Here is a 25,209-nt window from a genome sequence, read left to right on the forward strand (position 1 = left end):
GGCAGCAAATCAGTGGTTATGTAGTGAACTACTACAATAGCGTCAGGCCACATCATTACAATGGTGGACTAACGCCGGAAGAATCAGAGAACAGATACCGTTCTTACTGTAAAACCGTGGCCAATATGACTTGACCACTATAATTTGAACTTCAAATCGCCAAACTGCTCATAAAACATCAGGCTGCTCTTTCCCTTCAGGTATCCCATAAATCCCGAAACACTCATCTTCGGTGGGATTTCCAGAAGCATATGGATGTGATCCACACAGCATTCCGCTTCCAGAATATTCACGTTTTTCCATTCGCACAGCTTTCTTAAAATGCTGCCAATCGCTTTGCGTTTTTCCCCGTAGAACACCTACCTTCGGTACTTCGGTGCAAAAACTATGTGATATTTACAGTTCCATCGGGTGTGCGCTAAGCTCTTTTCGTCCCTCATTGGGACCCCCTTTTGATTTCTTGTTGAACGTTTGCAGTTGCCAGACCGCAAACTGTTTTAACAAATCAAAAGGGGTTTTTGTAACTGGCCCAAAGCTGAAAGCTTTACTGAACCCCCAGCCTAGCTGGGAGTTTTCTGGGCACAAAAAAATAGACGTCAGTTGACGTCTATTAATTTTATGTTGGTACCGAGGACGGGACTTGAACCCGTAAGCCCAATCGGGCACTACCACCTCAAGGTAGCGTGTCTACCAATTCCACCACCACGGCATCACAATTACTGCTTTAAAACACTTACTTCGGAATGTCACTCGCTGGCGCTGAAGGCGCAGCAGGCGTTGTTGTCTGCTCTGCTTTTTCTGGCTGGTTCAGGTTATCCCATGTACCGCCTTTTTTCTGCAACGAACTTAAGTTGCCCAGAATAAGACTGATAATGAAGAACAAGGTCGCCAGTATCGCCGTCATGCGGGTCATGAAATTACCAGAGCCGCTCGAACCGAACAAAGTGGCAGAAGCACCTGCTCCGAACGAGGCTCCCATATCAGCACCTTTACCCTGTTGAAGCATGATCAAGGCAACCAGCCCGATCGATATCAACAGGAAAATCACTAATAGAGCTTCGTACATAGTTGTACCCGTTAACCGTTTTCCCCATAAATCATGGGAATGCTATATTCTGGCGGCAAACCGCGTGTCATTCCGCTAAATTAGATGTCTGATACATCCCTTATCAAGCGGGTCTGAATACTAACCAAAGGATGTAGCGTACGCAAGGGTAATTTGGTCACCATAGATTGATTGCAGAAAAAAACAGCGGCTTTCTACATCAGGAGCCTATCGAAAGCCTTATCTACCAGAAAGCTGAATCAAAAAAGCTCTCAGCCGACAGCTTTCACTGCATCGGCAATACGATTCGCCAACGCGATCACCGTTTCTTCATGTTCACCTTCGACCATCACACGGATGAGTGGCTCTGTACCGGATTTACGCAGCAATACGCGTCCACGTCCGGCCAACTCTTTTTCCACTTCTTGCGTAATCTGCTGCACATTCTTATCTTCCAGTGGATCATTTTCCCCTGCAAACCGTACATTCACCAGAATCTGTGGAAACAGCTTCATGCCGCTGCATAAATCATGCAGGCTCATATGGTTTTTTACTATTGCAGTAAGGACTTGCAAACCAGCAATAACTCCATCGCCCGTTGTGGTTTTATCCAGCAGGATCACATGGCCGGAGTTTTCTGCACCAATGCGCCACCCTTTTGCCTGCATCATTTCTAACACATAGCGATCGCCCACCTTGGCACGAGCAAACGGAATACCCAGTTGCTTTAACGCTACCTCAAGTCCCATGTTGCTCATCAGGGTGCCCACCGCGCCACCGCGCAGTTGCCCCTGGCGTAAACCTTCACGGGCGATGATATACAGAATTTGATCGCCATCGACCTTGTTGCCCAAGTGGTCGACCATGATGAGTCGATCACCATCGCCGTCAAATGCTAACCCAACGTCTGCTTTTTCAGCCAGCACGCGTGCCTGTAGCTGCCTGACATCCGTCGCACCGCATTCTTCATTGATATTCATGCCATCCGGTTCACAGCCAATTGCAATGACTTTAGCACCAAGCTCACGCAAGACGCTGGGAGCGATATGATAGGTGGCACCATTGGCACAATCGACGACAATTTTTAAGCCATTCAGGCTCAGTTCGCTCGGGAACGTTCCCTTACAAAATTCGATGTAGCGCCCTGCGGCATCAACAATGCGGCTGGCCTTCCCTAACTCAGCAGACTCAACACACGTCAGCGGTTTTTCCAGTTCAGCTTCTATCGCTTCTTCTACGTCATCTGGCAGTTTGGTTCCATCAATCGAGAAGAACTTAATACCGTTGTCGTAATACGGGTTGTGAGAAGCAGAAATAACAATCCCCGCTTCTGCGCGGAACGTGCGGGTCAGATAAGCAACCGCAGGCGTAGGCATCGGTCCGGTAAAAGAAGCCGATAAACCCGCAGCGGCAAGCCCGGCTTCCAGCGCGGATTCCAACATGTAGCCAGAAATACGGGTATCTTTGCCGATAATAATTTTGCGAGAACCATGGCGCGCGAGCACTTTCCCTGCGGCCCAGCCCAGTTTAAGCACAAAATCAGGTGTAATTGGCGTATCGCCAACCTTGCCGCGTACGCCATCGGTGCCAAAATATTTGCGGTTACTCATCTCGTTTTTTATTCCTTCGCAGAAAGGGTAGCTTCAACGATGCGCATAGCATCAGCCGTCTCTTTAACATCGTGAACGCGAATAATCTGTGCGCCCTGCATGGCCGCGATCACGGCACAAGCAATGCTACCGTGAACACGCTGCGCAGGCGGAACATTGAGGAGTTGACCAATCATCGATTTCCTCGACATCCCCACCAGAAGAGGCAGTTCAAAGCGATGTAACTCGCTCAGGCGAGCCAACAGCGCATAATTATGGGCAAGATTCTTACCGAATCCGAACCCAGGATCCAGTAATAGCTTATTTTTCGGAATATTAGCATTCACACAGCGGTCGATCTGCTGTTGCAGGAAATTGCCGATATCCTGCATCAGGTCATTATAATGCGGTTTGTGTTGCATGGTTCTCGGCATACCTTGCATGTGCATCAGACACACGGGCAAACCGGTTGCCGCCGCAGCCTCTAGTGCGCCCGGCTCTTGCAACGCGCGAATATCATTAATCAGATGCGCGCCTGCCTGTGCTGACGCCGTCATCACTTCTGGCTTTGAGGTATCGACTGAGATCCAGACGTCAAAACGGCTGGCAATCGCTTCAACAATGGGTAGTACACGTCCCAGCTCTTCTTCCGTACTCACTTCATCCGCACCAGGGCGCGTTGATTCACCGCCAATATCGATCAGAGCCGCACCAGCGTTAATCATCTCCTGAACGTGCAGTAATGCAGCATCGAGCTTGTTGTGTTTTCCACCATCGGAAAAAGAGTCCGGCGTGACATTAAGAATGCCCATGATACGTGGGCAGGAAAGATCCAGCGTTGAGTCTCTGGCAATCAGTTGCATAATTTACGTCCGTATTCTGGTGTAAGTAGCGTGAAATAGGATTCGAAGACTTACCAGTAAAAAACCCCAGCCTAAGCTGGGGTTTCAATAGTCAAAAGACAAATCACAAGCGAATTATTTGTCGTCTGCGTTCTCAGACAGAGAATTGCCTGAATTGGCATTGTTCTGCTCAGAACCGCCCTGCTGAGAAGCTGGGATATCATCAACAGGCACCGATGCTTTCAGCGAATTGCCATTGCCTGAACCTGGCTCCTCCCAACCCGCAGGAGGACGAACGTCTCGGCGAGCCATCAAGTCACTGACCTGTGGCGCATCAATGGTTTCATACTTCATCAGCGCATCTTTCATCGCATGAAGAATGTCCATATTATCCATCAACATACGGCGAGCACGTTCATAATTCGTATCGATAAGACGTTTAACTTCCTGATCGATAATGCGCGCAGTATCATCCGACATATGCTTGGCTTTTGCGACGGAACGACCGAGGAATACTTCGCCCTCTTCTTCCGCATACAACAATGGCCCTAACTTATCTGAGAACCCCCACTGCGTCACCATGTTACGTGCAACGCTGGTTGCTACTTTTATATCCTGAGAAGCCCCGGTAGAAACATAGTCAGGACCGTAGATAATTTCTTCAGCAAGACGTCCACCATAAGCCACAGAGATACGACTTTCCAGCTTCTGACGACTTGCGCTGATTTCATCCCCTTCGGGCAAGAAGAAAGCCACACCCAAAGCGCGCCCGCGCGGAATAATGGTAACTTTATGTACCGGGTCATACCCTGGGACAAGTGAACCGACAATCGCGTGACCAGCTTCGTGATATGCCGTCGATTCTTTTTGAGCTTCCGTCATAACCATGGAACGGCGCTCTGCGCCCATCATGATTTTGTCTTTGGCTTTTTCGAACTCGACCATCGAAACAACACGCTTGTTACCACGCGCAGAGAACAATGCGGCTTCGTTAACCAGGTTAGCCAAATCCGCACCAGAGAAACCTGGCGTACCACGAGCGATAACAGACGCATCGATATCAGGAGACAGCGGCACGCGACGCATATGCACTTTCAGAATCTGTTCACGACCGCGCACATCCGGCAGACCAACCACAACCTGACGGTCAAAACGACCAGGACGGAGCAACGCGGGGTCAAGCACATCGGGGCGGTTAGTCGCCGCGATAACAATAATGCCCTCGTTACCTTCAAAGCCATCCATCTCAACCAGCATTTGGTTCAACGTTTGTTCACGTTCATCGTGACCCCCGCCTAAACCAGCGCCACGCTGACGGCCAACGGCGTCGATTTCATCGATAAAGATGATGCAAGGGGCGGCTTTCTTCGCCTGTTCGAACATGTCACGGACACGGGAAGCACCGACACCGACAAACATTTCAACGAAGTCAGAACCGGAAATCGTAAAGAAAGGCACTTTCGCTTCACCGGCAATCGCTTTCGCCAGCAGCGTTTTACCCGTTCCCGGCGGGCCGACCATCAGAATGCCTTTCGGAATTTTACCGCCCAGTTTCTGGAAACGGCTGGGTTCGCGCAGGTAATCAACCAGTTCGCTCACCTCTTCCTTCGCTTCGTCGCAACCGGCTACATCAGCAAACGTCGTCTTGATCTGATCTTCAGTCAGCATACGCGCTTTGCTCTTGCCAAAGGACATGGCACCTTTACCGCCGCCGCCTTGCATTTGACGCATGAAGAAGATCCAGACGCCAATCAGCAACAGCATCGGGAACCAGGAAATAAAGATAGAAGCCAGCAAGCTCGGCTCTTCCGGTGGCTCACCAACGACTTTCACATTCTTCGTTAGCAGGTTATCCAGTAGCTTAGGGTCATTGACAGGGATGTAAGTCGTGTATCTGTTGCTGTCTTTTTTGATAACACTGATCTCACGCCCGTTAATACGTGCTTCACGGACCTGATCCTGATTCACTTCAGTCAAGAAGGTTGAATAATCCACCCTACGGCCATTCGACTCGCTGGGCCCAAAGCTCTGGAAAACAGACATCAGCACAACTGCGATGACTAACCAGAGAATTAGGTTTTTCGCCATGTCACTCAAGGGATTAACCTCATATTACAACTGTGTTAAAAAACAGCGTTAGGGTACTACAGTTTGCGCCCTGTCGCTACAATATACACTTCACGAGACCGGGCTCGTGAGGCGTCTGGTTTACGAATTTTCACTTTCGTAAACAGGGAGCGAATTTCCCGTAGGTATTCATCAAAACCTTCTCCCTGAAACACTTTCACCAGGAAACTTCCGCCTGGTGCTAATACATCCCGACACATACCAAGAGCTAATTCAACCAGATACATTGACTTCGGAATATCAACGGCTGGAGTACCACTCATGTTAGGGGCCATGTCAGACATCACCACCTGAACTTTGCTATCACCAACTCTTTCGAGCAAGGCGTTGAGGACCAGTTCATCACGAAAGTCCCCTTGCAGGAAATCGACGCCAACAATCGGATCCATTGGTAAAATATCACACGCGATAATTCGACCACTTCCACCAATTTGCGTGACCACATATTGTGACCAACCGCCAGGTGCCGCGCCTAAATCCACAACCGTCATACCCGGTTTAAACAGTTTGTCGCTCTGCTGTATTTCATCAAGTTTAAACCAAGCGCGTGAACGCAGCCCTTTTTTCTGAGCCTGTTGCACATATTTATCGCTAAAGTGTTCCTGCAACCAGCGACTGGAACTTGCAGAACGCTTTTTATTCGCCATCGATTTTCCAACTATTCTCAGTAACACGCTCGTGGTGGGGAGAAACTTCTCACATATTACCAATCAGAACAGTCAAATTGGTTATAATCATGAGATGGCGGTAGAATGAACCGTTTTCAATCCCAACCTAAGTAAAAAAGACAATGAACCTAAGTAATAAACAAAAACAACACCTGAAAGGCTTGGCACATCCGTTAAAACCGGTCGTCATGCTGGGCAATAACGGTCTCACCGAAGGTGTTCTGGCTGAGATCGAACAAGCATTGGCACATCACGAACTGATCAAGATAAAAGTCGCGACAGAAGATCGCGAAACCAAAGCCTTGATTGTTGAAGCGATTGTCCGTGAAACAGGTGCCGCTAACGTGCAGGTTATCGGCCATACGTTGGTACTCTACCGCCCTGCTAAAGAACGTAAAATTGTGTTGCCACGATAACACTTTTTATTTCAGGATACTCGGTTTTAACGGAAAGGTGCCACGCCTCTCTGTTAGAGAAAAGGCCGCAAGCGGCCTTTTTCCTTTCTTTACAATTTTTGCTGTTTTAATCAACAATACGGCAAAATTTATAGATATTCGACCTTCAGAATCTCATATTCCACGTCGCCACCCGGCGTACGAATGACAACGACGTCATCCTGCTCTTTGCCGATCAGGCCACGGGCAATCGGGGAATTTACCGAGATCAGGTTCTGCTTAAAATCAGCCTCATCATCGCCAACAATCCGGTAGGTTTGCTCTTCTTCGTTATCCAGATTCATCACTGTCACGGTGGCACCAAAAATAACCCGCCCGTTCGCCGTCATCTTGGTCACATCGATAACCTGTGCGTTAGACAGTTTGGCTTCAATGTCTTGAATACGCCCTTCACAGAAGCCCTGCTGCTCGCGAGCGGCATGATATTCTGCATTTTCTTTCAGATCGCCATGCTCACGCGCTTCGGCAATCGCTGCAATAATTTCAGGGCGACGCACCGATTTCAGGTGGTCAAGCTCTTCGCGCAACTTTTCAGCGCCACGCAACGTCATCGGAAATTGTTTCATATTATCTATACCTCTAAAAAAGTCCGTAAGACTCAAATAATCGTCATCCTGACGCGCTAAAAATCAAAGGCAACGGAGTCTCTACAACGTATCAGTCCTCACAGGACATAAAACAAAAGCAATCAGCCCCGGAACAAAATTTCCAGGTTAGCAGCGATTTTGCATTTTGATACGTATTTTACCCCAGAGTTCAATGAGGGTCATCGTTTACTTTAGACCTTGTTGCGCCGTAGTATGGCCACACGTTACCCCGTTCTTAGCTGAGATTATGCGTTTTTCATCGATTGTTACCGGACTTGCCTGCGCTTTTGTTCTGCATGCCAATGCAGCTTCTGTTGAGGATTATCGTCAATATTTGCCAGACGGCGCCAATTTGGCGTTAGTGGTACAAAAAGTTGGCGCAACGACACCCAGTATGGCCTTCAATAGCCAGCAAATGGCGCTTCCCGCCAGTACGCAAAAGGTGATAACTGCATTAGCTGCACTACTGCAATTAGGCCCGGACTATCGATTCATCACCACGATGGAAAGCCACGGCCCTGTCTCCAGCGGTGTTCTGAATGGTAACCTCATTGTACGGTTTAGTGGCGATCCGACACTTAAGCGCCAGCAAATACGCAATATGGTGCAGGAATTAAGAAAACGTGGAATACAGGAAATCGCGGGGGATGTGCTGATCGACACCTCGGTGTTCGCCAGTCATGACAAAGCACCAGGCTGGCCCTGGAACGACATGACGCAGTGTTTCAGTGCGCCGCCGGGCGCTGCGATTGTCGATCGCAACTGCTTCTCCGTTTCGCTCTACAGTGCACCTAAAGCGGGCGATAATGCGTTTATCCGCGTCGCCTCCTATTATCCAGTGCAAATGTTCAGCGAGGTTCGTACGCTGGCCAAAGGCTCCACCGATGCCCAATACTGCGAGCTAGATGTGGTTCCTGGGGAATTGAACCGCTTTACGCTTACGGGCTGCCTGACCCAGCGTACAGAACCGCTTCCGCTGGCGTTCGCGATTCAGGATGGCGCTAGCTATGCTGGGGCAATCGTCAAGGATGAGCTACAGCAGGCAAATATCCGCATTAAAGGTAGCCTTCGTCGTCAGGCTCAGCCGGGTGCGGCAGGAAGCGTATTGGCGCAAACACAGTCGGCACCGCTGCACGACTTGCTCACGATCATGCTGAAAAAATCGGACAACATGATTGCCGATACCGTTTTCCGTACTATTGGGCATGAGCGCTTTAGCGTACCGGGCACATGGCGCGCCGGTGCCGATGCCGTACGCCAAATCCTGCGTCAGAAGGCAGGCGTGGATTTAGGAAACAGTATTGTTGTGGATGGCTCCGGTCTGTCACGGCACAACCTGATTTCACCAGAAACGATGATGCAGGTATTACAGTACATCGCGCAGCACGATAATGAGTTGAATTACATCACGATGCTCCCGCTTTCCGGCTATGACGGCACGCTGCGTTATCGTGGCGGTCTGCATGAAGCTGGCGTTGATGGCAAGGTTTCGGCGAAAACAGGGGCGCTACAGGGCGTATACAATCTGGCGGGTTTTATTACCACCGCGAGCGGCCAACGTATGGCATTCGTTCAATTCCTGTCTGGCTATGCCGTGCCGCCTGAAGACCAGCGCGCACGCCGTGTTCCTCTGGTGAGATTTGAAAGTCGTCTCTACAAAGACATTTATCAGAGCAATTAAAATAACAACGCGGCCTTACCCTAAGGGGATAAGGCCGCGACAGGCGGAATTAACTAGCAGAGGAACACATCACTTTTGATAGATAATTTCGACGCCTTCATCATCTTCATCGTCCCAATCATCATCCCACTCTTCTTCGGCTTCTTTTTCTACTTCAGCCAACTGTTGACGATGATAGTCATCCCACATGAATTCCACTTTTTCCGGCGCGCTCTCGGCAATCGCCGTCACTTTCGGATTGGCTTTCAGGAAGCTCATCACGTCCCAGCAAAGTGGCGTAACGCCTTCACGGTTCGCCGCAGAAATCAGGTAGTATTTGCCTTCCCAACCGAGCGCCGCCGCAATCTCTTTGGCACGTTTTTCTGCTTCAGCCTTGTCGATCAAATCAACCTTGTTGAAAACCAGCCAACGCGGTTTTTCGGCCAAACCTGCGCCGAACTGCTCTAACTCGTTGATAATGATTTTGGCATTTTCAACGGGGTCGGACTCATCAATCGGTGCCAAATCAACCAAATGTAACAGTACGCGGCAACGCTCAAGGTGTTTCAGGAAACGAATTCCCAACCCAGCGCCTTCTGATGCCCCTTCAATCAAACCAGGGATATCCGCCACAACAAAGCTCTGCTCGCTATCCATACGAACGACACCAAGGCTCGGCACCAGCGTAGTAAACGGATAATCAGCCACTTTCGGCTTCGCCGCGGATACCGCACGGATAAAGGTTGATTTACCGGCGTTAGGCAGTCCAAGCATTCCCACATCCGCCAGCAGCAGCAGCTCCAACGTCAGCTCACGCTCCTCACCTTTCGTACCACTGGTCTTCTGACGAGGAGCGCGGTTAACGGACGATTTAAAACGTGTATTACCTAAACCATGCCAGCCGCCTTTCGCTACCATCAGGCTCTGCTGATGGCGCGTCATATCGCCCAGCACCTCTCCGGTTCCCTGATCGAGAACGCGGGTTCCGACAGGAACTTTAATCGTAATATCTTTACCGCGCTTACCCGTACAGTCACGGCTTTGCCCGTTTTGTCCACGCTCAGCACGGAAAGATTTTTCAAAACGGTAGTCGATCAGCGTGTTCAGGTTTTCATCTGCCAGCAGATAAACGTCACCGCCGTCACCGCCGTCACCGCCATCCGGGCCACCGTTAGGAATATATTTTTCACGGCGAAAGCTGACACAACCGTTACCGCCATCGCCCGCCACAACGAGAATGGTGGCTTCATCTACAAACTTCATTGATTCTCTCCGCAAAAAACCAATAGAGAATATCTACGTGTTTTAGGCTTGTTATTGGTTCTCTTCGGCGTAACTTTTTTGATTTTAAGGCATGTAGTGTATTTCTACTCACCATTAAAAAACTGACGCACCAGAACGCATTCCAGCAAAGGAGCAGAATTGTACCTGCCTGCTCCAATAATTTCATCTGTATTAAAAATAAACAACGCACATCGAATGTCAAAAGGCGACCTTGCCCCATGGCAATACGCCTCTTTTTCGCTATTTTTTCGCCATCAAGGACGGCACAGGGTCTTTCTTTCCAGGGAAGAAGCGATGCCCAATAGCCGAAAACATTGCACCAGCAACAACGACAAACGCGCCGGCATAGCCAACCCAGTTCAGCACTGGCGCAGCAAAGAAAGTCGGCCAGCCTAACACCAGTAGATCGGAAAAGAATAGCGTAAACAGCGGTGTTAACGTAATAACCGCACTCACCTGTGATGCCTGCCAGCGAGCCATTGCCTCTGCCAGCGCGCCATACCCAATTAAGGTATTCGCACCGCAGAACAACAGGCAGATTAGTTGCCAGTTGTTCAGTTGGAAAATAGTCTCAAGCTTGGCAAAAGGCGTGATGAAGACGACACACAACACATACAGAAGAAACAGAATCTGCTGCGAGGTCAGCCGCCGCAATAAGACTTTCTGCGCCACACCGTAAGATACCCATACCGCCGAGGCACACACGCCCAGTAGCACGCCAAGCGTGTAATCTGTCAGTCGGGTGAAAATTTCAATCAGGCTGGTATTAAAGAATAGGATCAGGCCACAGATCAGCATCATCGCGCCAATGATCTGCGTGCCCCGCATCTTCTCCTTAAGAATCAGTACGCTGGCGAACATCATCCCAACCGGAGAAAGTTGTCCGATAACCTGAGACGCCGTTGGGCTGAGATATTGTAGAGATGAGCTAAAGAAAACGAAATTACCTAATAACCCAGCGGTTGCAATCAATAACAGCATCCACCAACGGCGATGCCGGAAAATCCGCATTGGCGGTAAATTCTTACGGTATGACAGAATGATGCCGAGACCAATTGACGCGATAAAAAATCGATACCAAACAATCGTATAAGGTTCCATCACCACCAGAACCTGCTTCATGGCTATCGGCAACGCCCCCCAACAAACCGCGGTGGTAAGCGCCAGACAAAGACCGATACCCGTCTGTTGTTTAGTATTCATACTTATCCAGATAATTTACTCAGAATCAGAATGTAAAAAGCCCCGCAAAGAATTGCGGGGCTTAAGTCCGTAAGACCTAACGCGAAAAATTATTCAGCAACGATGCTGATGAATTTACGGTTTTTTGGGCCTTTAACTTCAAACTGAACTTTACCATCAGTCAAAGCAAACAGAGTATGGTCTTTCCCGCAGCCAACGTTAGTGCCTGCATGGAATTTAGTACCACGTTGACGAACGATGATGTTGCCAGCCAGTACACTTTCGCCGCCAAAACGTTTTACGCCCAGACGTTGTGCGTTAGAGTCACGACCGTTACGGGTTGAACCGCCAGCTTTCTTGTGTGCCATTTAATCCGCTCTCCTAATCTTAAGCGCTGATGCCGGTAATTTTCACGTCAGTGAACCACTGACGGTGGCCTGCTTGCTTACGGTAGTGTTTACGGCGACGGAACTTAACGATCTTCACTTTTTCGCCACGACCATGAGCAACAACTTCAGCTTTGATTTTACCGCCATCGACAAAAGGAACGCCGATTTTGATTTCTTCACCGTTGGCAACCATCAGAACTTGGTCAAACTCAACGGCTTCACCAGTTGCGATGTCCAGCTTTTCCAAGCGAACGGTTTGACCTTCGCTTACTCGGTGTTGTTTACCACCACTTTGGAAAACTGCGTACATATAAAACTCCGCTTTCCGCGCACCCATTAATTGGTTTTCAGAGCACGCTATAAATATTCATAATAGGGCGCGAATTCTACGCAAAAATACTGCGGATGACAAGTGCATAATCAACGGATGTGAAGAAAAAGAATACAACGTATGAACTGCCGTTTATCTCTCTCATTTTTCAAGTACAATCGGCTCAATCAGTTCCGTCTTGCCGATATGCAACAGCAATCTTAACGGCAGTGTTGAAGACATACGTTGGCACAAACCATGAATCTAGAACAAATTACCACATTAACCGCGCAGGATATGGCAGCTGTTAATAACGTCATTCTTGAACAACTGAATTCCGACGTCGTGTTGATCAACCAACTTGGTCATTACATCATCAGCGGTGGTGGAAAACGCATACGTCCGATGATTGCAGTGCTTGCAGCCAGAGCACTCGCCTATAACGGTGATAAGCATGTGACTGTCGCCGCGCTGATCGAATTTATCCATACAGCAACGCTGCTGCACGATGATGTTGTAGATGAATCCGACATGCGCCGAGGCAAAGCCACTGCGAATGCTGCCTTTGGTAATGCCGCGAGTGTGCTGGTTGGGGATTTCATTTATACCCGTGCTTTCCAGATGATGACCAGCCTCGAATCGTTACGCGTGCTGGCACTGATGTCAGAAGCCGTAAACGTGATTGCTGAGGGTGAAGTCTTGCAGTTAATGAATTGCAATGACCCGGATATCACCGAAGAAAGTTACATGCGCGTCATTTACAGCAAAACGGCACGCTTATTTGAAGCCGCAGCACAATCCTCATCCATTCTTGCTGGCGCGACGCCAGAGCAGGAAAAAGCACTTCAGGACTACGGACGTTATCTGGGCACGGCGTTCCAGTTAATTGACGACCTGCTTGACTACAGTGCAGATGGTAAGACGTTGGGGAAAAATACGGGAGATGACCTCAACGAGGGCAAGCCAACGCTGCCGCTACTGCACGCGATGCGTCAGGGTAATGCGGAGCAGAGTTCGCTAATTCGCAAAGCGATTGAAGAAGGAAACGGGCGTCATCTGCTAGAACCCGTTCTTGCCGCAATGCAGCAATGTGGTTCGCTCGATTATACCCGCCAGCGTGCCGAAGAAGAGGCAGATAAGGCGATCAGCGCACTACAACAGCTACCGGAAACGCCATACCGTATGGCGCTTGAAGGGCTTGCTCACTTAGCTGTACAACGCGATTTCTAGCGTGATGTGAAAACTTATCTCCCAATCCAGCTTAAGTAGCGCTGTTTTGCAGCGCTACTCGCTCAACAGACTAGGCCGTCTGATCGAGAGTTGCATCATCATCATCTAACCGGGACAGCATCGCGATAGTCCCTTCACGCAAGATGAAATTAATCAGCCGGGTTCGTTCATCAACGGATAGCTGATGAAAAATATGCACCCATGATGACAGCAGGGTTGGCTCATTATCGATACGGTAATATTCTGTTGGCGGATTCTCTTTTACTAACAAAGAATCCCTGACCTCATTCGGCAAACTGCGAATAGAGTATTCAACACCACGCCCTTGAACCCCTTTCCGCCTGCGCTTTTCCCAACCGTCATCTCGCGCCCGTTTGTTCAGGCCTTGCGGTGATTTAGGTAATCCACCCACGCCAACCAACTCACTTGTTGCAAACCATTCTTTGTCCATACTCGTCACTCCCTTGTTTGTTTTGAACAGGCATTACGTCAACTAGCCCAAAAGTTTCCATATAATAGACTATAATTACCTAAACCGCTAACTTTTACGCGTTACTTATACACCTAACCAATGGAAGGCGTGATGAAATCTAGCGCGATGCCCAAGCACCGCGGCCAGAAAGAGCGCAACAAAGCGACAGAAATGCAGTTTCCTTTTCATCACCGATGGTTAGCAATCAGACAATCCCCCGCAGAGGTTCAATCAATCCCGATTGATGAGATAGGTTCCTCACCTGACGGTGTGATGCCCAACTGGCTCAGCGTAGCCGACACCCCGACTCGCAGAATATAAGCGATTAGTTCATTTCTTTCTTTTTCAGATAGTTGCTGATAGATCTGTATCCATACAGCCAATGCCGCAGGCTGTTTCACTGCGTAGACGGAAGGCTCAATTTCGAGTGATAGGGATTTTTTTACCGTATCCGGCAAGCTGTGAAAGGCGTACTCCACTCCTCTTCCCTGGACGCCTTTACGGCGACGCTTCTCCCATCCCTCCTCGCGAGCGCGCTTATTTAATCCTTGTCTTGATTTCGGAAGGCCGCCGACTCCAACCAATTCGCTGGTAGCAAACCACTCTTTTTTCATTGCCTTTCATCCTGATAGTGCCATCCCTAACAAAAACGCGCATATTTGGAAATTAATTGGGAATTTAAAAGAAAATTAATGCTATATTATTTCCAAATAATAATGTCATGTTAGCTCGACATATAACTAACATCCGTTATTTATACCACTAATCGACAGTCGTCTTATAGCAAATAAGGGAAGGATTATGATTTTAAGGAAACAAGACTGGCATCCCGCTGATATCATTGCTGCACTGCGCAAGAAAAACACGACGCTGGCGGCAGTATCGCGAGCGGCCGGATTAAGCTCATCTACACTAGCTAACGCGCTCTCACGTCCCTGGCCCAAAGGGGAATGGCTTATTGCTGATGCGCTGAATATTCACCCCTCAGAGATTTGGCCTAGCCGATATTACGATCCAGAAACTAATGAGCTTATCGACAGAAAAAAACTCATCCGTCCCGATTAAAAAAAGAAAAGCCGGAGATCGACATCTCCGGCTTTTCACTTTGCGTAGTGTTAACGCTCAATAATACGCTAATTAGCTCTTGATGAACGTCTCGCCTAACTCAATATCCTGCTTCAGCGTATCCAGCATGCTGTTAAGCGCATTTTGCTCAAAGGCACTTAATGTGCCGATCTCTTTACGCTCGGCAACACCGTCTTTGCCTAACAGGATCGGCTGAGCAAAGAAGCGCGCATATTTGCCATCGCTTTCAACGTATGCACATTCCACGACACCGCTTTCGCCTTGCAGCGCACGAACCAGAGACAAACCAAAACGCGCAGCGGCCTGACCCATAGACAACGTTGCAGACCCGCCACCGGCTTTAGCTTCAACAACCTCAGTCCCCGCATTCTGAATACGCTTGGTCAGGTCGGCCACTTCCTGCTCGCTGAAGCTGATACCAGGAACCTGAGACAGCAGTGGCAGAATCGTCACACCAGAGTGTCCACCGATAACCGGCACGTTAATATCTTGCGGTTGTTTACCTTTCAGCTCCGCGACAAACGTGTTGGAACGGATGATATCCAGCGTGGTAACGCCGAACAGTTTGTTTTTGTCGTACACACCCGCCTTTTTCAGCACTTCAGCGGCAATCGCAACAGTCGTGTTCACCGGGTTGGTGATGATACCGATACAGGCTTTCGGACAGGTCACCGCAATTTGCTCAACCAGATTACGCACAATGCCAGCATTAACATTGAACAGATCGGAACGATCCATACCCGGTTTACGCGCCACACCTGCGGAAATCAGCACGATATCCGCGCCAGCAAGCGCCGGTTTAGCATCTTCACCGCTATAACCTTTGATCTTCACTGCGGTAGGAATATGGCTCAGATCGACCGCAACACCCGGCGTGACCGGAGCGATATCGTAAAGGGATAGTTCTGAACCTGAAGGAAGCTGGGTTTTGAGGAGGAGCGCGAGTGCCTGACCGATACCACCTGCTGCTCCGAGAACTGCAACTTTCATCCTAAACTCCTTATTATCGTAAAATAAAAAAGTGCCGTGAATTCATTTGGTTATAAACATAGTGTAAAAAATAGGGATAAAATCAGCCTACTCATCTTTTCTGCAAATGAACGAGAGACAAAAAATATGCTATGTCTCTAATAATAAACTAAAAACAGTCATTCGTTTGAAAGGTAAGTAAAGTTAATAAGCTATTGAGCTATAACGTGGTATTCATTCACGGGCGATTAACCTGTGCGCTACATTACACCGATCAATGACGTCCAAACAACATCATTCTGATAACATTTGATTTACTTTTATGTGACGCAGGACGCATTTTTCGGACTCGCGCCAGAGGCTGAATCTGTTGAAAACAGTAACTCGTGTATACCTGGGGAAATAGACTGGAATTATACGCGATTTAATTGCATAAAAATTCACACAACTGCATAATGGTAGGATTAACCCTAACAGTTCATCCGGTGCAGAATGCGCAATTCGACAAAACAAGAAGACCTCGTTAAAGCGTTCAAAGCGCTGCTAAAGGAAGAGAAATTCAGCTCTCAAAGTGAAATTGTTCAGGCATTGCAAGACGACGGATTTGAAAACATCAATCAATCCAAGGTGTCACGCATGCTAACGAAATTTGGTGCCGTGCGCACACGCAATGCAAAAATGGAAATGGTGTATTGCCTCCCTGCCGAGCTTGGCGTCCCGACCACATCCAGCCCGCTAAAGAACTTGGTACTGGACGTGGACTATAACGATGCGGTCATCGTCATTCATACCAGCCCAGGCGCTGCGCAACTCATTGCCCGCCTATTGGATTCGCTAGGAAAGTCAGAGGGAATTCTCGGCACCATCGCGGGGGATGACACCATTTTCACCACCCCGGCAAGAGGCTTTAGCGTCGAACAGCTTTACGAAGCGATTCTGGTGCTCTTCGAGCAAGAGTTGTAATTGAACAAAAGCTGTAATTCGCTCGCCCACTACTATTTTTCTACGTCTTTTCTCGCTACGAGTAGAGCAGCTACACGTAGCGATTATCGCCCCAATGCTCACACCGCAGGTAATTCAGCCAGCGGCCAACGTGGACGAACGGATACCCCCAGCGTTTGACTCGCGCCATGAGCCAGACGCACACTGCCCGCATAGGCAATCATCGCACCATTATCCGTACAGAATTCAGGTCGCGCGTAAAACACTTCACCACCGCGTTTCGCCATCACTTCACCTAAGCGCTGGCGCAACGTCCGGTTAGCGCTCACACCGCCAGCCATAACCAGCCGTTTAAAACCCGTTTCATCCAGCGCCCGACGACATTTGATCGCCAGCGTATCCACCACGGCATCTTCAAACGCACGAGCAATATCAGCACGCGTTTGCGCATCGTCGCCGTTGCTGCGAATCGTATTGGCAGCAAACGTTTTTAAACCGGAAAAACTGAAATCCAGCCCAGGACGATCGGTCATCGGACGCGGAAACGTAAAGCGTTGAGCATCACCCGCCTGCGCCATTTTCGACAACATCGGGCCACCGGGATAATCCAACCCCAGCAGCTTCGCCGTTTTATCAAACGCTTCCCCTGCCGCATCATCAATCGACTCGCCCAGCAAACGGTACTCACCAATGCCCGTCACGCTGATAAGCTGCGTATGACCACCAGACACCAACAACGCCACAAAGGGAAACGCAGGGGGATTATCTTCCAGCATCGGCGCCAGTAAATGTCCTTCCATATGGTGTACAGGAATCGCCGGCACATCCCAGGCAAATGCCAACGACCGGCCTACTGTCGCCCCCACCAATAGCGCCCCAACCAAACCTGGGCCAGCGGTATAAGCTACACCATCGATATCGCCAGCCTGTAGCCCGGCTTCACGTAGCGCCGCCTGAATCAACGGAACCGTTTTGCGTACGTGGTCGCGTGAGGCGAGTTCCGGCACGACACCACCATAATCAGCATGTAATTTGACCTGACTGTATAGCTGATTCGCGAGCAAGCCGGCCTCTGTGTCATAAATGGCTACGCCGGTTTCATCACAAGATGTTTCGATACCCAATACGCGCATTGCTATTCCTAACGTTGGTGACGAGACAAGCGTGCGTTAAATGCCGCTTGCTTCAAACTGCGGATAGTCTACCATAATCGGCCTGATTTCTGCGCTGGCCGCGGTTGGGTGTTTTATGATCACCGCAATGCTTTACAAAGGCGTCACGTTTGCAGTAGAATTCCGCACCATTTTGAAAAGGCTGGCACAAGGCCAGCGGCAAACCGAATTTATTGAGGTGAGAGGCACATGCCGGTAATTAAAGTACGTGAAAACGAGCCGTTCGACGTAGCTCTGCGTCGCTTCAAACGTTCCTGCGAAAAAGCGGGCGTTCTGGCTGAAGTTCGTCGTCGTGAGTTTTATGAAAAACCAACGACTGAACGTAAGCGCGCTAAAGCTTCCGCAGTGAAACGTCATGCGAAGAAATTGGCTCGAGAAAACGCACGCCGCACTCGTCTGTATTAATTTTCAGGAGGGTTTTCCCTCCAACGCGTGATTAATCCGCAGACTTAGCAGTTGCATACGAAGGCCGTGCTTTCCGTAAGGAAGCGCGGCTTGTTGTCGTTTATAAGCATATCCAATGTAACCACGTTACATAAAGGTATACACCAGGGGCTTATGGCTGGACGAATCCCACGCGTATTTATTAATGATCTGCTCGCTCGCACCGACATCGTCGATCTCATTGACGCGCGTGTCAAACTGAAAAAGCAGGGCAAAAATTTTCATGCGTGCTGTCCGTTCCATCACGAAAAAACCCCCTCATTCACCGTAAACGGTGACAAACAGTTCTATCACTGTTTTGGCTGTGGCGCACACGGCACTGCCATTGATTTTTTGATGAATTACGATCGTCTCGAATTCGTTGAAACCATTGAAGAACTGGCGACGATGCACGGCCTTGAAGTGCCTTATGAAACTGGCACCGGCCCAACCAAGCAAGAAATTCACCAACGGCACAATCAGTACGAGCTGATGGGGCAAATCAGTGCGTTTTATCAACAAGCGCTGCGCCATTCCGTCGGTGCTCCCGCGTTGCAGTATCTGCAACAGCGCGGTTTAAGTGCAGAGGTTATCAGTCATTTCGCAATTGGCTTCGCCCCGTCCGGCTGGGACAACGTTCTCAAGCGGTTTGGCGAAGGTAATGCTCGCATGGCATTGAACGATGTCGGCATGCTGGTGACTAACGATCAAGGCCGAACGTACGACCGCTTCCGCGAGCGCGTGATGTTCCCCATCCGCGATAAGCGCGGGCGAGTGATTGCCTTCGGTGGACGCGTGTTAGGTAACGATACGCCAAAGTATCTGAACTCGCCGGAAACCGGTATTTTCCATAAAGGCCGTCAGTTGTACGGCCTGTATGAAGCGCAGCAAAGCCATAAAGATCTCAAACGACTCTTGGTTGTTGAAGGCTATATGGATGTAGTGGCGCTGGCACAGTTTGGTATTGATTATGCGGTGGCTTCTTTGGGGACGTCCACCACTGCCGAACACATTCAGTTACTATTTCGTGCCACAGATCAGGTGGTGTGTTGTTACGACGGAGATCGTGCAGGACGCGAAGCAGCATGGCGTGCGTTGGAAACTGCGCTACCCTATTTGAATGATGGTCGCCAGCTACGTTTTATGTTCCTGCCGGACGGTGAAGATCCCGACACGCTGGTGCGTAAAGAGGGCAAAGCCGTATTTGAACAACGCATGGGGCAAGCTCAGCCACTGTCGCAGTTTCTGTTTGAAACACTGCAACAGCAGGTGGATATGAGTTCTGCTGATGGTCGAACCAAACTTGGTATCCTGGCGATGCCGCTGATTGGTCAAGTGCCGGGGGAAACACAGCGGCTGTACTTACGTCAGCAATTGGGTAACAAGCTAGGTATTTTGGATGACAGCCAACTGGACAGACTGCTGCCCAAAGCCGCAGAGCTGGAGACGTCTTACCAAACGCCACAACTAAAAGTCACAACTATGCGTATACTTATAGGGCTTTTAGTGCAAAACCCAAGGCTGGCAGCAGAGGTTCCCGATCTCGCGCTGGAAGGTATTGAGCAGGACAAAGTTGCTGGTTTATCGCTGTTTCAAGATTTGGTGAAAACCTGCAATACCAGTCCGGGCATGAGTATGGCTCTACTGTTGGAACAATATCGCGACAGCCCATACTATAAACAGCTTGAAACCATCGCGGTATGGAACCATATGATCGTAGAGGAAGAGCTTGACGAGAAATTCAGAATCAGTCTGACAGAGCTCTACGATCAACTATTGAAACAGCGACAAGAAACATTGATTGCCCGTGACAGAACGCATGGGCTGAACGCCAAAGAAAAAAAAGAGCTTTGGTCGTTGCAACTGGCGCTGACCAGAAAACACTAATACAGAGGCTTAATTGCCGATAAATAGCAGGGTTGAGCCCTGCAAAGAGCCGCTACAGGGGCCGCGGCGATAAGAAAAATACCCCTAATGCTATTGTTAGCGAACTACGCTGACCGACACCAACCCAAATACTCTGAAGTGTGGATACCGTCTTATGGAGCAAAACCCGCAGTCACAGCTAAAGCTGCTTGTCACCCGTGGTAAGGAGCAAGGCTACCTGACCTATGCTGAGGTCAATGACCATCTGCCGGAAGATATCATCGACTCGGATCAGATCGAAGATATCATCCAGATGATTAACGACATGGGCATCCAGGTGATGGAAGAAGCCCCGGATGCTGACGATCTGTTGCTGGCCGAAAACACCAATGATGCCGATGAAGATGCGGCAGAGGCTGCTGCGCAGGTTCTATCCAGTGTTGAGTCGGAAATTGGTCGCACCACCGATCCGGTTCGCATGTACATGCGTGAAATGGGTACGGTTGAGCTGTTAACGCGTGAAGGCGAGATCGATATCGCCAAACGTATTGAAGACGGCATCAATCAGGTTCAGTGCTCTGTCGCGGAGTATCCTGAAGCCATTACCTATCTGCTGGAACAATACGATCGCGTCGAAGCAGGCGAAAGCCGTTTGTCCGATCTGATCACCGGTTTCGTCGATCCTAATGCGGAAGAGGATATTGCCCCTACCGCGACTCACGTTGGTTCCGAGCTTTCAAGTGAAGAGATGGACGACGATGACGAGGAAGACGATGACGAGGAAGAAGAAGACGACAACAGCATCGATCCTGAACTGGCGCGTGAGAAGTTCACCGAACTGCGTGAGCAATATGAAACAACGCGTCAGGTGATCAAAGCCCATGGCCGTAGCCATGCGCTGGCAGCACAGGAAATTCTCAACCTGTCTGAAGTCTTCAAACAGTTCCGCCTGGTGCCGAAACAGTTCGATTTCCTGGTTAACAGTATGCGCTCTATGATGGATCGCGTTCGTACTCAGGAACGTTTGATCATCAAATTGTGCGTTGAACAGTGCAAAATGCCGAAGAAAAACTTCGTCACCATGTTCACTGGCAATGAAACCAACAGCACCTGGTTTGCAGCAGCGGTCGCAATGGGCAAACCCTGGTCTGAAAAGCTGAATGATGTTGAAGAAGACGTCACCCGCAGCCTGCAAAAGCTACAGCAGATCGAAGAAGAAACCGGTCTGACGATCGAACAGGTTAAAGACATCAACCGCCGTATGTCGATTGGTGAAGCGAAAGCGCGTCGCGCCAAAAAAGAAATGGTGGAAGCCAACCTGCGTCTGGTTATTTCTATCGCGAAGAAATACACCAACCGCGGTTTGCAGTTCCTCGACCTAATTCAGGAAGGCAACATCGGTCTGATGAAAGCGGTAGATAAGTTCGAATATCGCCGTGGTTATAAATTCTCGACCTATGCCACCTGGTGGATCCGTCAGGCAATCACCCGTTCTATCGCCGATCAGGCTCGTACTATCCGTATTCCGGTACACATGATTGAGACGATCAACAAGCTGAACCGTATCTCTCGTCAGATGTTGCAGGAAATGGGTCGCGAACCAACGCCGGAAGAACTGGCTGAACGTATGCTGATGCCGGAAGACAAAATCCGTAAAGTGCTGAAAATCGCCAAAGAGCCAATCTCAATGGAAACCCCGATTGGTGATGATGAAGATTCACATTTGGGCGATTTCATCGAAGATACGACGCTGGAGCTGCCGCTGGACTCCGCCACGTCGGAAAGCCTGCGCTCTGCGACACACGACGTACTGGCTGGCCTGACCGCGCGTGAAGCAAAAGTTCTGCGCATGCGTTTCGGTATCGATATGAACACCGATCATACGCTGGAAGAAGTGGGCAAACAGTTTGACGTTACGCGTGAACGTATTCGTCAGATCGAAGCGAAAGCGCTGCGTAAACTGCGCCACCCAAGCCGTTCCGAAGTGCTGCGTAGCTTCCTGGATGATTAATTCATCTCTTAGCTAATCCACTCCACGAGAAATAACCCTGGTTCGCCGGGGTTATTTTTTGCTTGTCAGAACACCCAACCAGAATTTATAGATTACCCTTCAACGCCTGATACAGTTCCTGATACGACGCCACCAGCGACTCAACTGTCGCACGATTCAATCCACTAGGGTTGGGCAGTACCCAAACCTGGGTCTCGCCAATGCGCAACGCCTGACGCCCCCACGAAACCTTCTTGATGCCAAACGCCTGACTGAATGCCTGCTTCCCCAACACGGCCAGCGCACGCGGCTGATAACGCGTCATCTTCTCACTAATCGCATTCCCGCCCTGCAACAGCTCATCGCGCCCCAGTTCGGTAGCTTCAACCGTGGGACGCTCCACCAGCATGGTGATACCGCATCCGGTATCCAGCAGATGCTGCTCTTCCGCAGGCGCCAGTAAGCGTTCAGTAAAGCCCGCCTGATGAATCACTTTCCAGAAGCGGTTACTGGGATTCGCGAAGTGGTAACCATGATGAGCCGTCGACAGCCCGGGGTTAATGCCGCAGAAAACCACCTGGAGATGCGGTGCCAGAATATCGGTAATCATGTCTTTCCCTATTGCCGTTAATGATACCCATCGTAAATTCTGATAAGAATAACAACAAGCTATCTTGAATATAAAACCACCATCCGACAGATAGCCTATAGACCTTCCCCCGCACATTGCCGTATAATCAGCGCCCATTCGGCCCCTTAGCTCAGTGGTTAGAGCAGGCGACTCATAATCGCTTGGTCGCTGGTTCAAGTCCAGCAGGGGCCACCAGATATATCAAGGAGTTGCGTTAATCACGCCGCTCCTTTATTTTTTGGGCTGCTGTTTATCGTTATCAGAAAGAGTTAGCCGTCACCGTCTCCAGTCCACAGAAGACACACTCGCTATTTACAGCGCAAGAGTGTAAAACCGCCTCAGTTTCCTATACCTCGAAATACTGGCAAACGTGTTGAGTCTATTCACTCACGTCTTAATGACCTGCGAACACACATCAATAAACGCACGCAGTTTAGGTTGGTTTCTCATGGCTCTGGAAAAATAGAGAAAGAGGCCGTCGTTTCCTGGCGAGAGATCGAGTAGTGCGGCTTCCAGCGTGCCATTTGCCAGCTCACGTGAAGTATGAAACACAGATGAGTAAATCAACCCGACGCCTCTAACCGCGAGGCTACGCATCAGTTCTCCATCATTAACGGTAATCGTGCCCGTTGGCTCAATTCTGACGTTTTCTTTATTTTCGATAAATTCCCAGCGATAAATATCGCCCTTTTCAGGACGTCGAAAGCGAATGCACTCGTGGTGTACCAGATCGCTGGTGACTTGCGGTTTGCCGTACGTTTTAAAATATTCCGGTGAACCAAATACCGCCCACTTAAAGGGCGGAGAAAGCCGTATCGCGATCATATCCTGTTCGATATATGACCCAATCATGATGCCCGCATCATAACCCCCAGAAACGAAATCATCGTGCCGGTTGTTCACCGTGATATCGACATTCAAATTCGGCCAGGCTTGGCGGAATGCAGGCATGAGAGGCTCAATGACATGAGGAAGCGCTAAGCGTTCCACCAGCAATTTTAGTGTCCCTGACGGCTCTTTTGCCGATTGCGCAACATCTTCAAAACCGGTGGTAATCACCTGTGCTGCGGGTCCAATCCTCTGCAACAGATGTTCTCCGGCTTCCGTCAACGCCATTTTGCGCGTGGTGCGATGGAAAAGTGGGACACCGAGGCGATGCTCAAGTTTCTGGAGCGTCAGACTGACAGAACCCGGCGTCTTACCCAGATCAAGTGCCGCTTTACGGATACTCAACCGCTTAGAAATTGCCAGAAATTCTGATAATCCTTCAAAGCTATCGGGTTGCCCCATCTGTGTTCCTCACATTGATGTCGTACCGTGGGTAATTAACTCACTTTACAATAGTTTCTCGCGTTAATAAAAATCATTACACCGTTTTTTTAAACAATATGTTCTATTCTTACCGTCTATTTTCAAACAGTTATCACAGATATAGTAACAGCCACATCACCTGTGTAAGGAGCAATAGAATGTCAATAATAAAATACTGTACTGGCCTCATCGCCGCTGTCGCTGTATTTGCTGCATCATCCCCTGTTTTCGCCCAGGATAAGCTGAAATCGGATAAGGTTTTGGTTGTCGTTTCTAGTCTGGATAAAAAAACGCCAGAGTTGGTTGGCGGTTTTTGGTTTCCAGAACTGACCCACCCGGTTGAAGTCTTCGATCACGTCGGACTGGATTACGATATCGCCAGCCCGAAAGGTGGAATGCCTCCGTTTGACGGCTTCGATCTCAAAGATCAGGCGAATCTGGATTTCTGGACTAACCCGGAGCATCGTAACAAACTGGCGAATTCGATCCCGCTCAACAAAGTTGATCCAACAAAATACACCGCCATCCTGCTGGTTGGTGGACACGGACCAATGTGGGATTTTGCCAACAATCCTGAATTGATCAACATCGTTCGTACTATGTACGAAAACAACAAAATTATCAGTGCTGTCTGCCACGGTCCGGCAGGTCTGCTGAATGTGAAGCTCAGCAATGGTCAATTGTTGATTAAAGACCGCCACCTGACTGGATTTACCGCAGAGGAAGAAGCGTTCCGCCATTACGACAAGATCGTTCCGTTTGAACTCGAAGCTGCGCTGAAAAAAGATGGCGCAAAATTCGAAGAAGCCCCGATTTTTGAAAATAAAGTCGTCGTAGATGGAAGACTGATCACGGGCCAAAACCCAGCATCCGCCAAAGCACTCGGCGAAGCGGTTGTCAAAGCTCTGCAAACGAAAGCGTAATCACCGCATTATCCACTGCGTTAGGTGGTAAAACACCTAACGCAGCCACTTCAAGC

25 protein-coding genes, 2 tRNA genes and 2 pseudogenes are annotated in these 25,209 nt (G+C 49.4%); 11 read left to right on the forward strand and 18 right to left on the reverse strand.

From position 1 onward, the window contains the following. Positions 1–134, forward strand: a pseudogene (locus tag OI69_RS19915) (IS3 family transposase); the annotation flags it as partial. Between the two features lie 9 nt (positions 135–143). Here the strand turns inward: OI69_RS19915 and tnpA are convergent. The 7 genes and pseudogenes from tnpA to rlmE all read right to left on the reverse strand — a co-directional run. Beyond that, positions 144–440 (reverse strand): annotated as a pseudogene (gene tnpA / locus OI69_RS14845) (IS200/IS605 family transposase); the annotation flags it as partial. A gap of 182 nt (positions 441–622) precedes the next feature. Then, positions 623–709: transfer RNA gene (locus OI69_RS14855), tRNA-Leu, on the reverse strand. Between the two features lie 24 nt (positions 710–733). Further along, positions 734–1,066 (reverse strand): preprotein translocase subunit SecG, encoded by a 333-nt coding sequence (gene secG, locus OI69_RS14860; RefSeq protein WP_039352002.1) that lies wholly within the window; start codon positions 1,064–1,066, stop codon positions 734–736. A gap of 251 nt (positions 1,067–1,317) precedes the next feature. Next, complete coding sequence (gene glmM, locus OI69_RS14865; protein ID WP_039352007.1) at positions 1,318–2,655, reverse strand: phosphoglucosamine mutase; 1,338 nt, start codon at positions 2,653–2,655, stop codon at positions 1,318–1,320. Positions 2,656–2,663: 8 nt separating this feature from the next. Then, positions 2,664–3,497 (reverse strand): dihydropteroate synthase, encoded by an 834-nt coding sequence (gene folP / locus OI69_RS14870; protein WP_039352010.1) that lies wholly within the window; start codon positions 3,495–3,497, stop codon positions 2,664–2,666. A gap of 114 nt (positions 3,498–3,611) precedes the next feature. Beyond that, the gene (ftsH, locus tag OI69_RS14875; RefSeq protein ID WP_039352013.1) at positions 3,612–5,573 is read right to left on the reverse strand and encodes an ATP-dependent zinc metalloprotease FtsH; all 1,962 of its coding nucleotides are present in this window, start codon (positions 5,571–5,573) and stop codon (positions 3,612–3,614) included. Positions 5,574–5,620: 47 nt separating this feature from the next. Further along, positions 5,621–6,250 (reverse strand): 23S rRNA (uridine(2552)-2'-O)-methyltransferase RlmE, encoded by a 630-nt coding sequence (rlmE, locus tag OI69_RS14880; RefSeq protein WP_039352018.1) that lies wholly within the window; start codon positions 6,248–6,250, stop codon positions 5,621–5,623. A 143-nt stretch (positions 6,251–6,393) separates the two neighbouring features. Between rlmE and yhbY the strand changes: the two genes are divergently transcribed. Beyond that, positions 6,394–6,687, forward strand: a complete 294-nt coding sequence (gene yhbY / locus OI69_RS14885) for a ribosome assembly RNA-binding protein YhbY (RefSeq protein WP_010283039.1) — start codon at positions 6,394–6,396, stop codon at positions 6,685–6,687. Between the two features lie 128 nt (positions 6,688–6,815). Here the strand turns inward: yhbY and greA are convergent, their stop codons facing one another. After that, complete coding sequence (gene greA / locus OI69_RS14890; protein WP_039352020.1) at positions 6,816–7,292, reverse strand: transcription elongation factor GreA; 477 nt, start codon at positions 7,290–7,292, stop codon at positions 6,816–6,818. 268 nt (positions 7,293–7,560) lie between these two features. Here greA and dacB point away from each other — a divergent pair, with 268 nt between their 5' ends. Then, positions 7,561–8,994 (forward strand): serine-type D-Ala-D-Ala carboxypeptidase, encoded by a 1,434-nt coding sequence (dacB, locus tag OI69_RS14895; RefSeq protein ID WP_039352022.1) that lies wholly within the window; start codon positions 7,561–7,563, stop codon positions 8,992–8,994. A 69-nt stretch (positions 8,995–9,063) separates the two neighbouring features. Here the strand turns inward: dacB and cgtA are convergent, their stop codons facing one another. The 4 genes from cgtA to rplU form a co-directional block, all read right to left on the reverse strand. Beyond that, complete coding sequence (gene cgtA, locus OI69_RS14900; protein ID WP_039352025.1) at positions 9,064–10,236, reverse strand: Obg family GTPase CgtA; 1,173 nt, start codon at positions 10,234–10,236, stop codon at positions 9,064–9,066. Positions 10,237–10,497: 261 nt separating this feature from the next. Beyond that, positions 10,498–11,460: a DMT family transporter gene (locus OI69_RS14905; RefSeq protein WP_039352029.1), complete on the reverse strand. Its 963-nt coding sequence runs from the start codon at positions 11,458–11,460 to the stop codon at positions 10,498–10,500. An 89-nt stretch (positions 11,461–11,549) separates the two neighbouring features. Then, entirely contained in the window at positions 11,550–11,807 is a 258-nt protein-coding gene (gene rpmA, locus OI69_RS14910) for a 50S ribosomal protein L27 (protein ID WP_005971498.1), read from the reverse strand. Positions 11,808–11,826: 19 nt separating this feature from the next. Beyond that, complete coding sequence (gene rplU, locus OI69_RS14915; protein ID WP_010283026.1) at positions 11,827–12,138, reverse strand: 50S ribosomal protein L21; 312 nt, start codon at positions 12,136–12,138, stop codon at positions 11,827–11,829. A gap of 258 nt (positions 12,139–12,396) precedes the next feature. On the opposite strand from rplU, the gene ispB reads away from it, so the two are divergent. Continuing rightward, positions 12,397–13,368 (forward strand): octaprenyl diphosphate synthase, encoded by a 972-nt coding sequence (ispB, locus tag OI69_RS14920; RefSeq protein ID WP_039352032.1) that lies wholly within the window; start codon positions 12,397–12,399, stop codon positions 13,366–13,368. A gap of 70 nt (positions 13,369–13,438) precedes the next feature. Here ispB and OI69_RS14925 read toward each other — a convergent pair whose 3' ends face one another. Both OI69_RS14925 and OI69_RS14930 read right to left on the reverse strand, forming a co-directional pair. Beyond that, a complete protein-coding gene (locus OI69_RS14925) occupies positions 13,439–13,819 on the reverse strand; it encodes a DNA-binding protein (RefSeq protein WP_039352034.1) in 381 nt (126 codons plus the stop codon). Positions 13,820–14,067: 248 nt separating this feature from the next. Then, complete coding sequence (locus OI69_RS14930) at positions 14,068–14,454, reverse strand: DNA-binding protein (protein ID WP_039352036.1); 387 nt, start codon at positions 14,452–14,454, stop codon at positions 14,068–14,070. 187 nt (positions 14,455–14,641) lie between these two features. Between OI69_RS14930 and OI69_RS14935 the strand changes: the two genes are divergently transcribed. Continuing rightward, positions 14,642–14,905, forward strand: a complete 264-nt coding sequence (locus tag OI69_RS14935) for a helix-turn-helix domain-containing protein (RefSeq protein WP_012773260.1) — start codon at positions 14,642–14,644, stop codon at positions 14,903–14,905. 72 nt (positions 14,906–14,977) lie between these two features. Here the strand turns inward: OI69_RS14935 and mdh are convergent, their stop codons facing one another. Continuing rightward, entirely contained in the window at positions 14,978–15,916 is a 939-nt protein-coding gene (mdh, locus tag OI69_RS14940; RefSeq protein WP_039352041.1) for a malate dehydrogenase, read from the reverse strand. A 471-nt stretch (positions 15,917–16,387) separates the two neighbouring features. On the opposite strand from mdh, the gene argR reads away from it, so the two are divergent. After that, entirely contained in the window at positions 16,388–16,858 is a 471-nt protein-coding gene (gene argR, locus OI69_RS14945) for a transcriptional regulator ArgR (protein WP_039352043.1), read from the forward strand. A gap of 98 nt (positions 16,859–16,956) precedes the next feature. On the opposite strand, the gene tsaD is transcribed toward argR, so the two are convergent. Beyond that, positions 16,957–17,970 carry a tRNA (adenosine(37)-N6)-threonylcarbamoyltransferase complex transferase subunit TsaD gene (gene tsaD / locus OI69_RS14950; RefSeq protein WP_039352045.1) on the reverse strand — a complete coding sequence of 338 codons (1,014 nt, stop codon included), beginning with the start codon at positions 17,968–17,970 and terminating at the stop codon, positions 16,957–16,959. A gap of 228 nt (positions 17,971–18,198) precedes the next feature. Between tsaD and rpsU the strand changes: the two genes are divergently transcribed. The 3 genes from rpsU to rpoD all read left to right on the forward strand — a co-directional run bounded on the left by rpsU (position 18,199) and on the right by rpoD (position 22,309). Then, positions 18,199–18,414: a 30S ribosomal protein S21 gene (rpsU, locus tag OI69_RS14955; protein WP_001144069.1), complete on the forward strand. Its 216-nt coding sequence runs from the start codon at positions 18,199–18,201 to the stop codon at positions 18,412–18,414. A gap of 153 nt (positions 18,415–18,567) precedes the next feature. After that, complete coding sequence (gene dnaG / locus OI69_RS14960; RefSeq protein ID WP_039352048.1) at positions 18,568–20,319, forward strand: DNA primase; 1,752 nt, start codon at positions 18,568–18,570, stop codon at positions 20,317–20,319. 154 nt (positions 20,320–20,473) lie between these two features. After that, a complete protein-coding gene (rpoD, locus tag OI69_RS14965; protein WP_039352051.1) occupies positions 20,474–22,309 on the forward strand; it encodes an RNA polymerase sigma factor RpoD in 1,836 nt (611 codons plus the stop codon). 85 nt (positions 22,310–22,394) lie between these two features. Here rpoD and mug read toward each other — a convergent pair whose 3' ends face one another. After that, positions 22,395–22,898, reverse strand: coding sequence for a G/U mismatch-specific DNA glycosylase (gene mug / locus OI69_RS14970; RefSeq protein ID WP_039352054.1), 504 nt, complete (start codon positions 22,896–22,898; stop codon positions 22,395–22,397). Positions 22,899–23,038: 140 nt separating this feature from the next. Between mug and OI69_RS14975 the strand changes: the two genes are divergently transcribed. Further along, a tRNA-Ile gene (locus OI69_RS14975) sits at positions 23,039–23,114 on the forward strand. Positions 23,115–23,306: 192 nt separating this feature from the next. Here OI69_RS14975 and OI69_RS14980 read toward each other — a convergent pair. Continuing rightward, the gene (locus OI69_RS14980; RefSeq protein WP_039352057.1) at positions 23,307–24,209 is read right to left on the reverse strand and encodes a LysR family transcriptional regulator; all 903 of its coding nucleotides are present in this window, start codon (positions 24,207–24,209) and stop codon (positions 23,307–23,309) included. A 179-nt stretch (positions 24,210–24,388) separates the two neighbouring features. Here OI69_RS14980 and OI69_RS14985 point away from each other — a divergent pair, with 179 nt between their 5' ends. Beyond that, positions 24,389–25,153 carry a type 1 glutamine amidotransferase domain-containing protein gene (locus OI69_RS14985; protein WP_039352060.1) on the forward strand — a complete coding sequence of 255 codons (765 nt, stop codon included), beginning with the start codon at positions 24,389–24,391 and terminating at the stop codon, positions 25,151–25,153. Positions 25,154–25,209: the final 56 nt, after the last annotated feature.

The sequence above is a fragment of the Pectobacterium fontis genome, from assembly GCF_000803215.1.
Classification (GTDB): Bacteria; Pseudomonadota; Gammaproteobacteria; order Enterobacterales; family Enterobacteriaceae; genus Pectobacterium; species Pectobacterium fontis.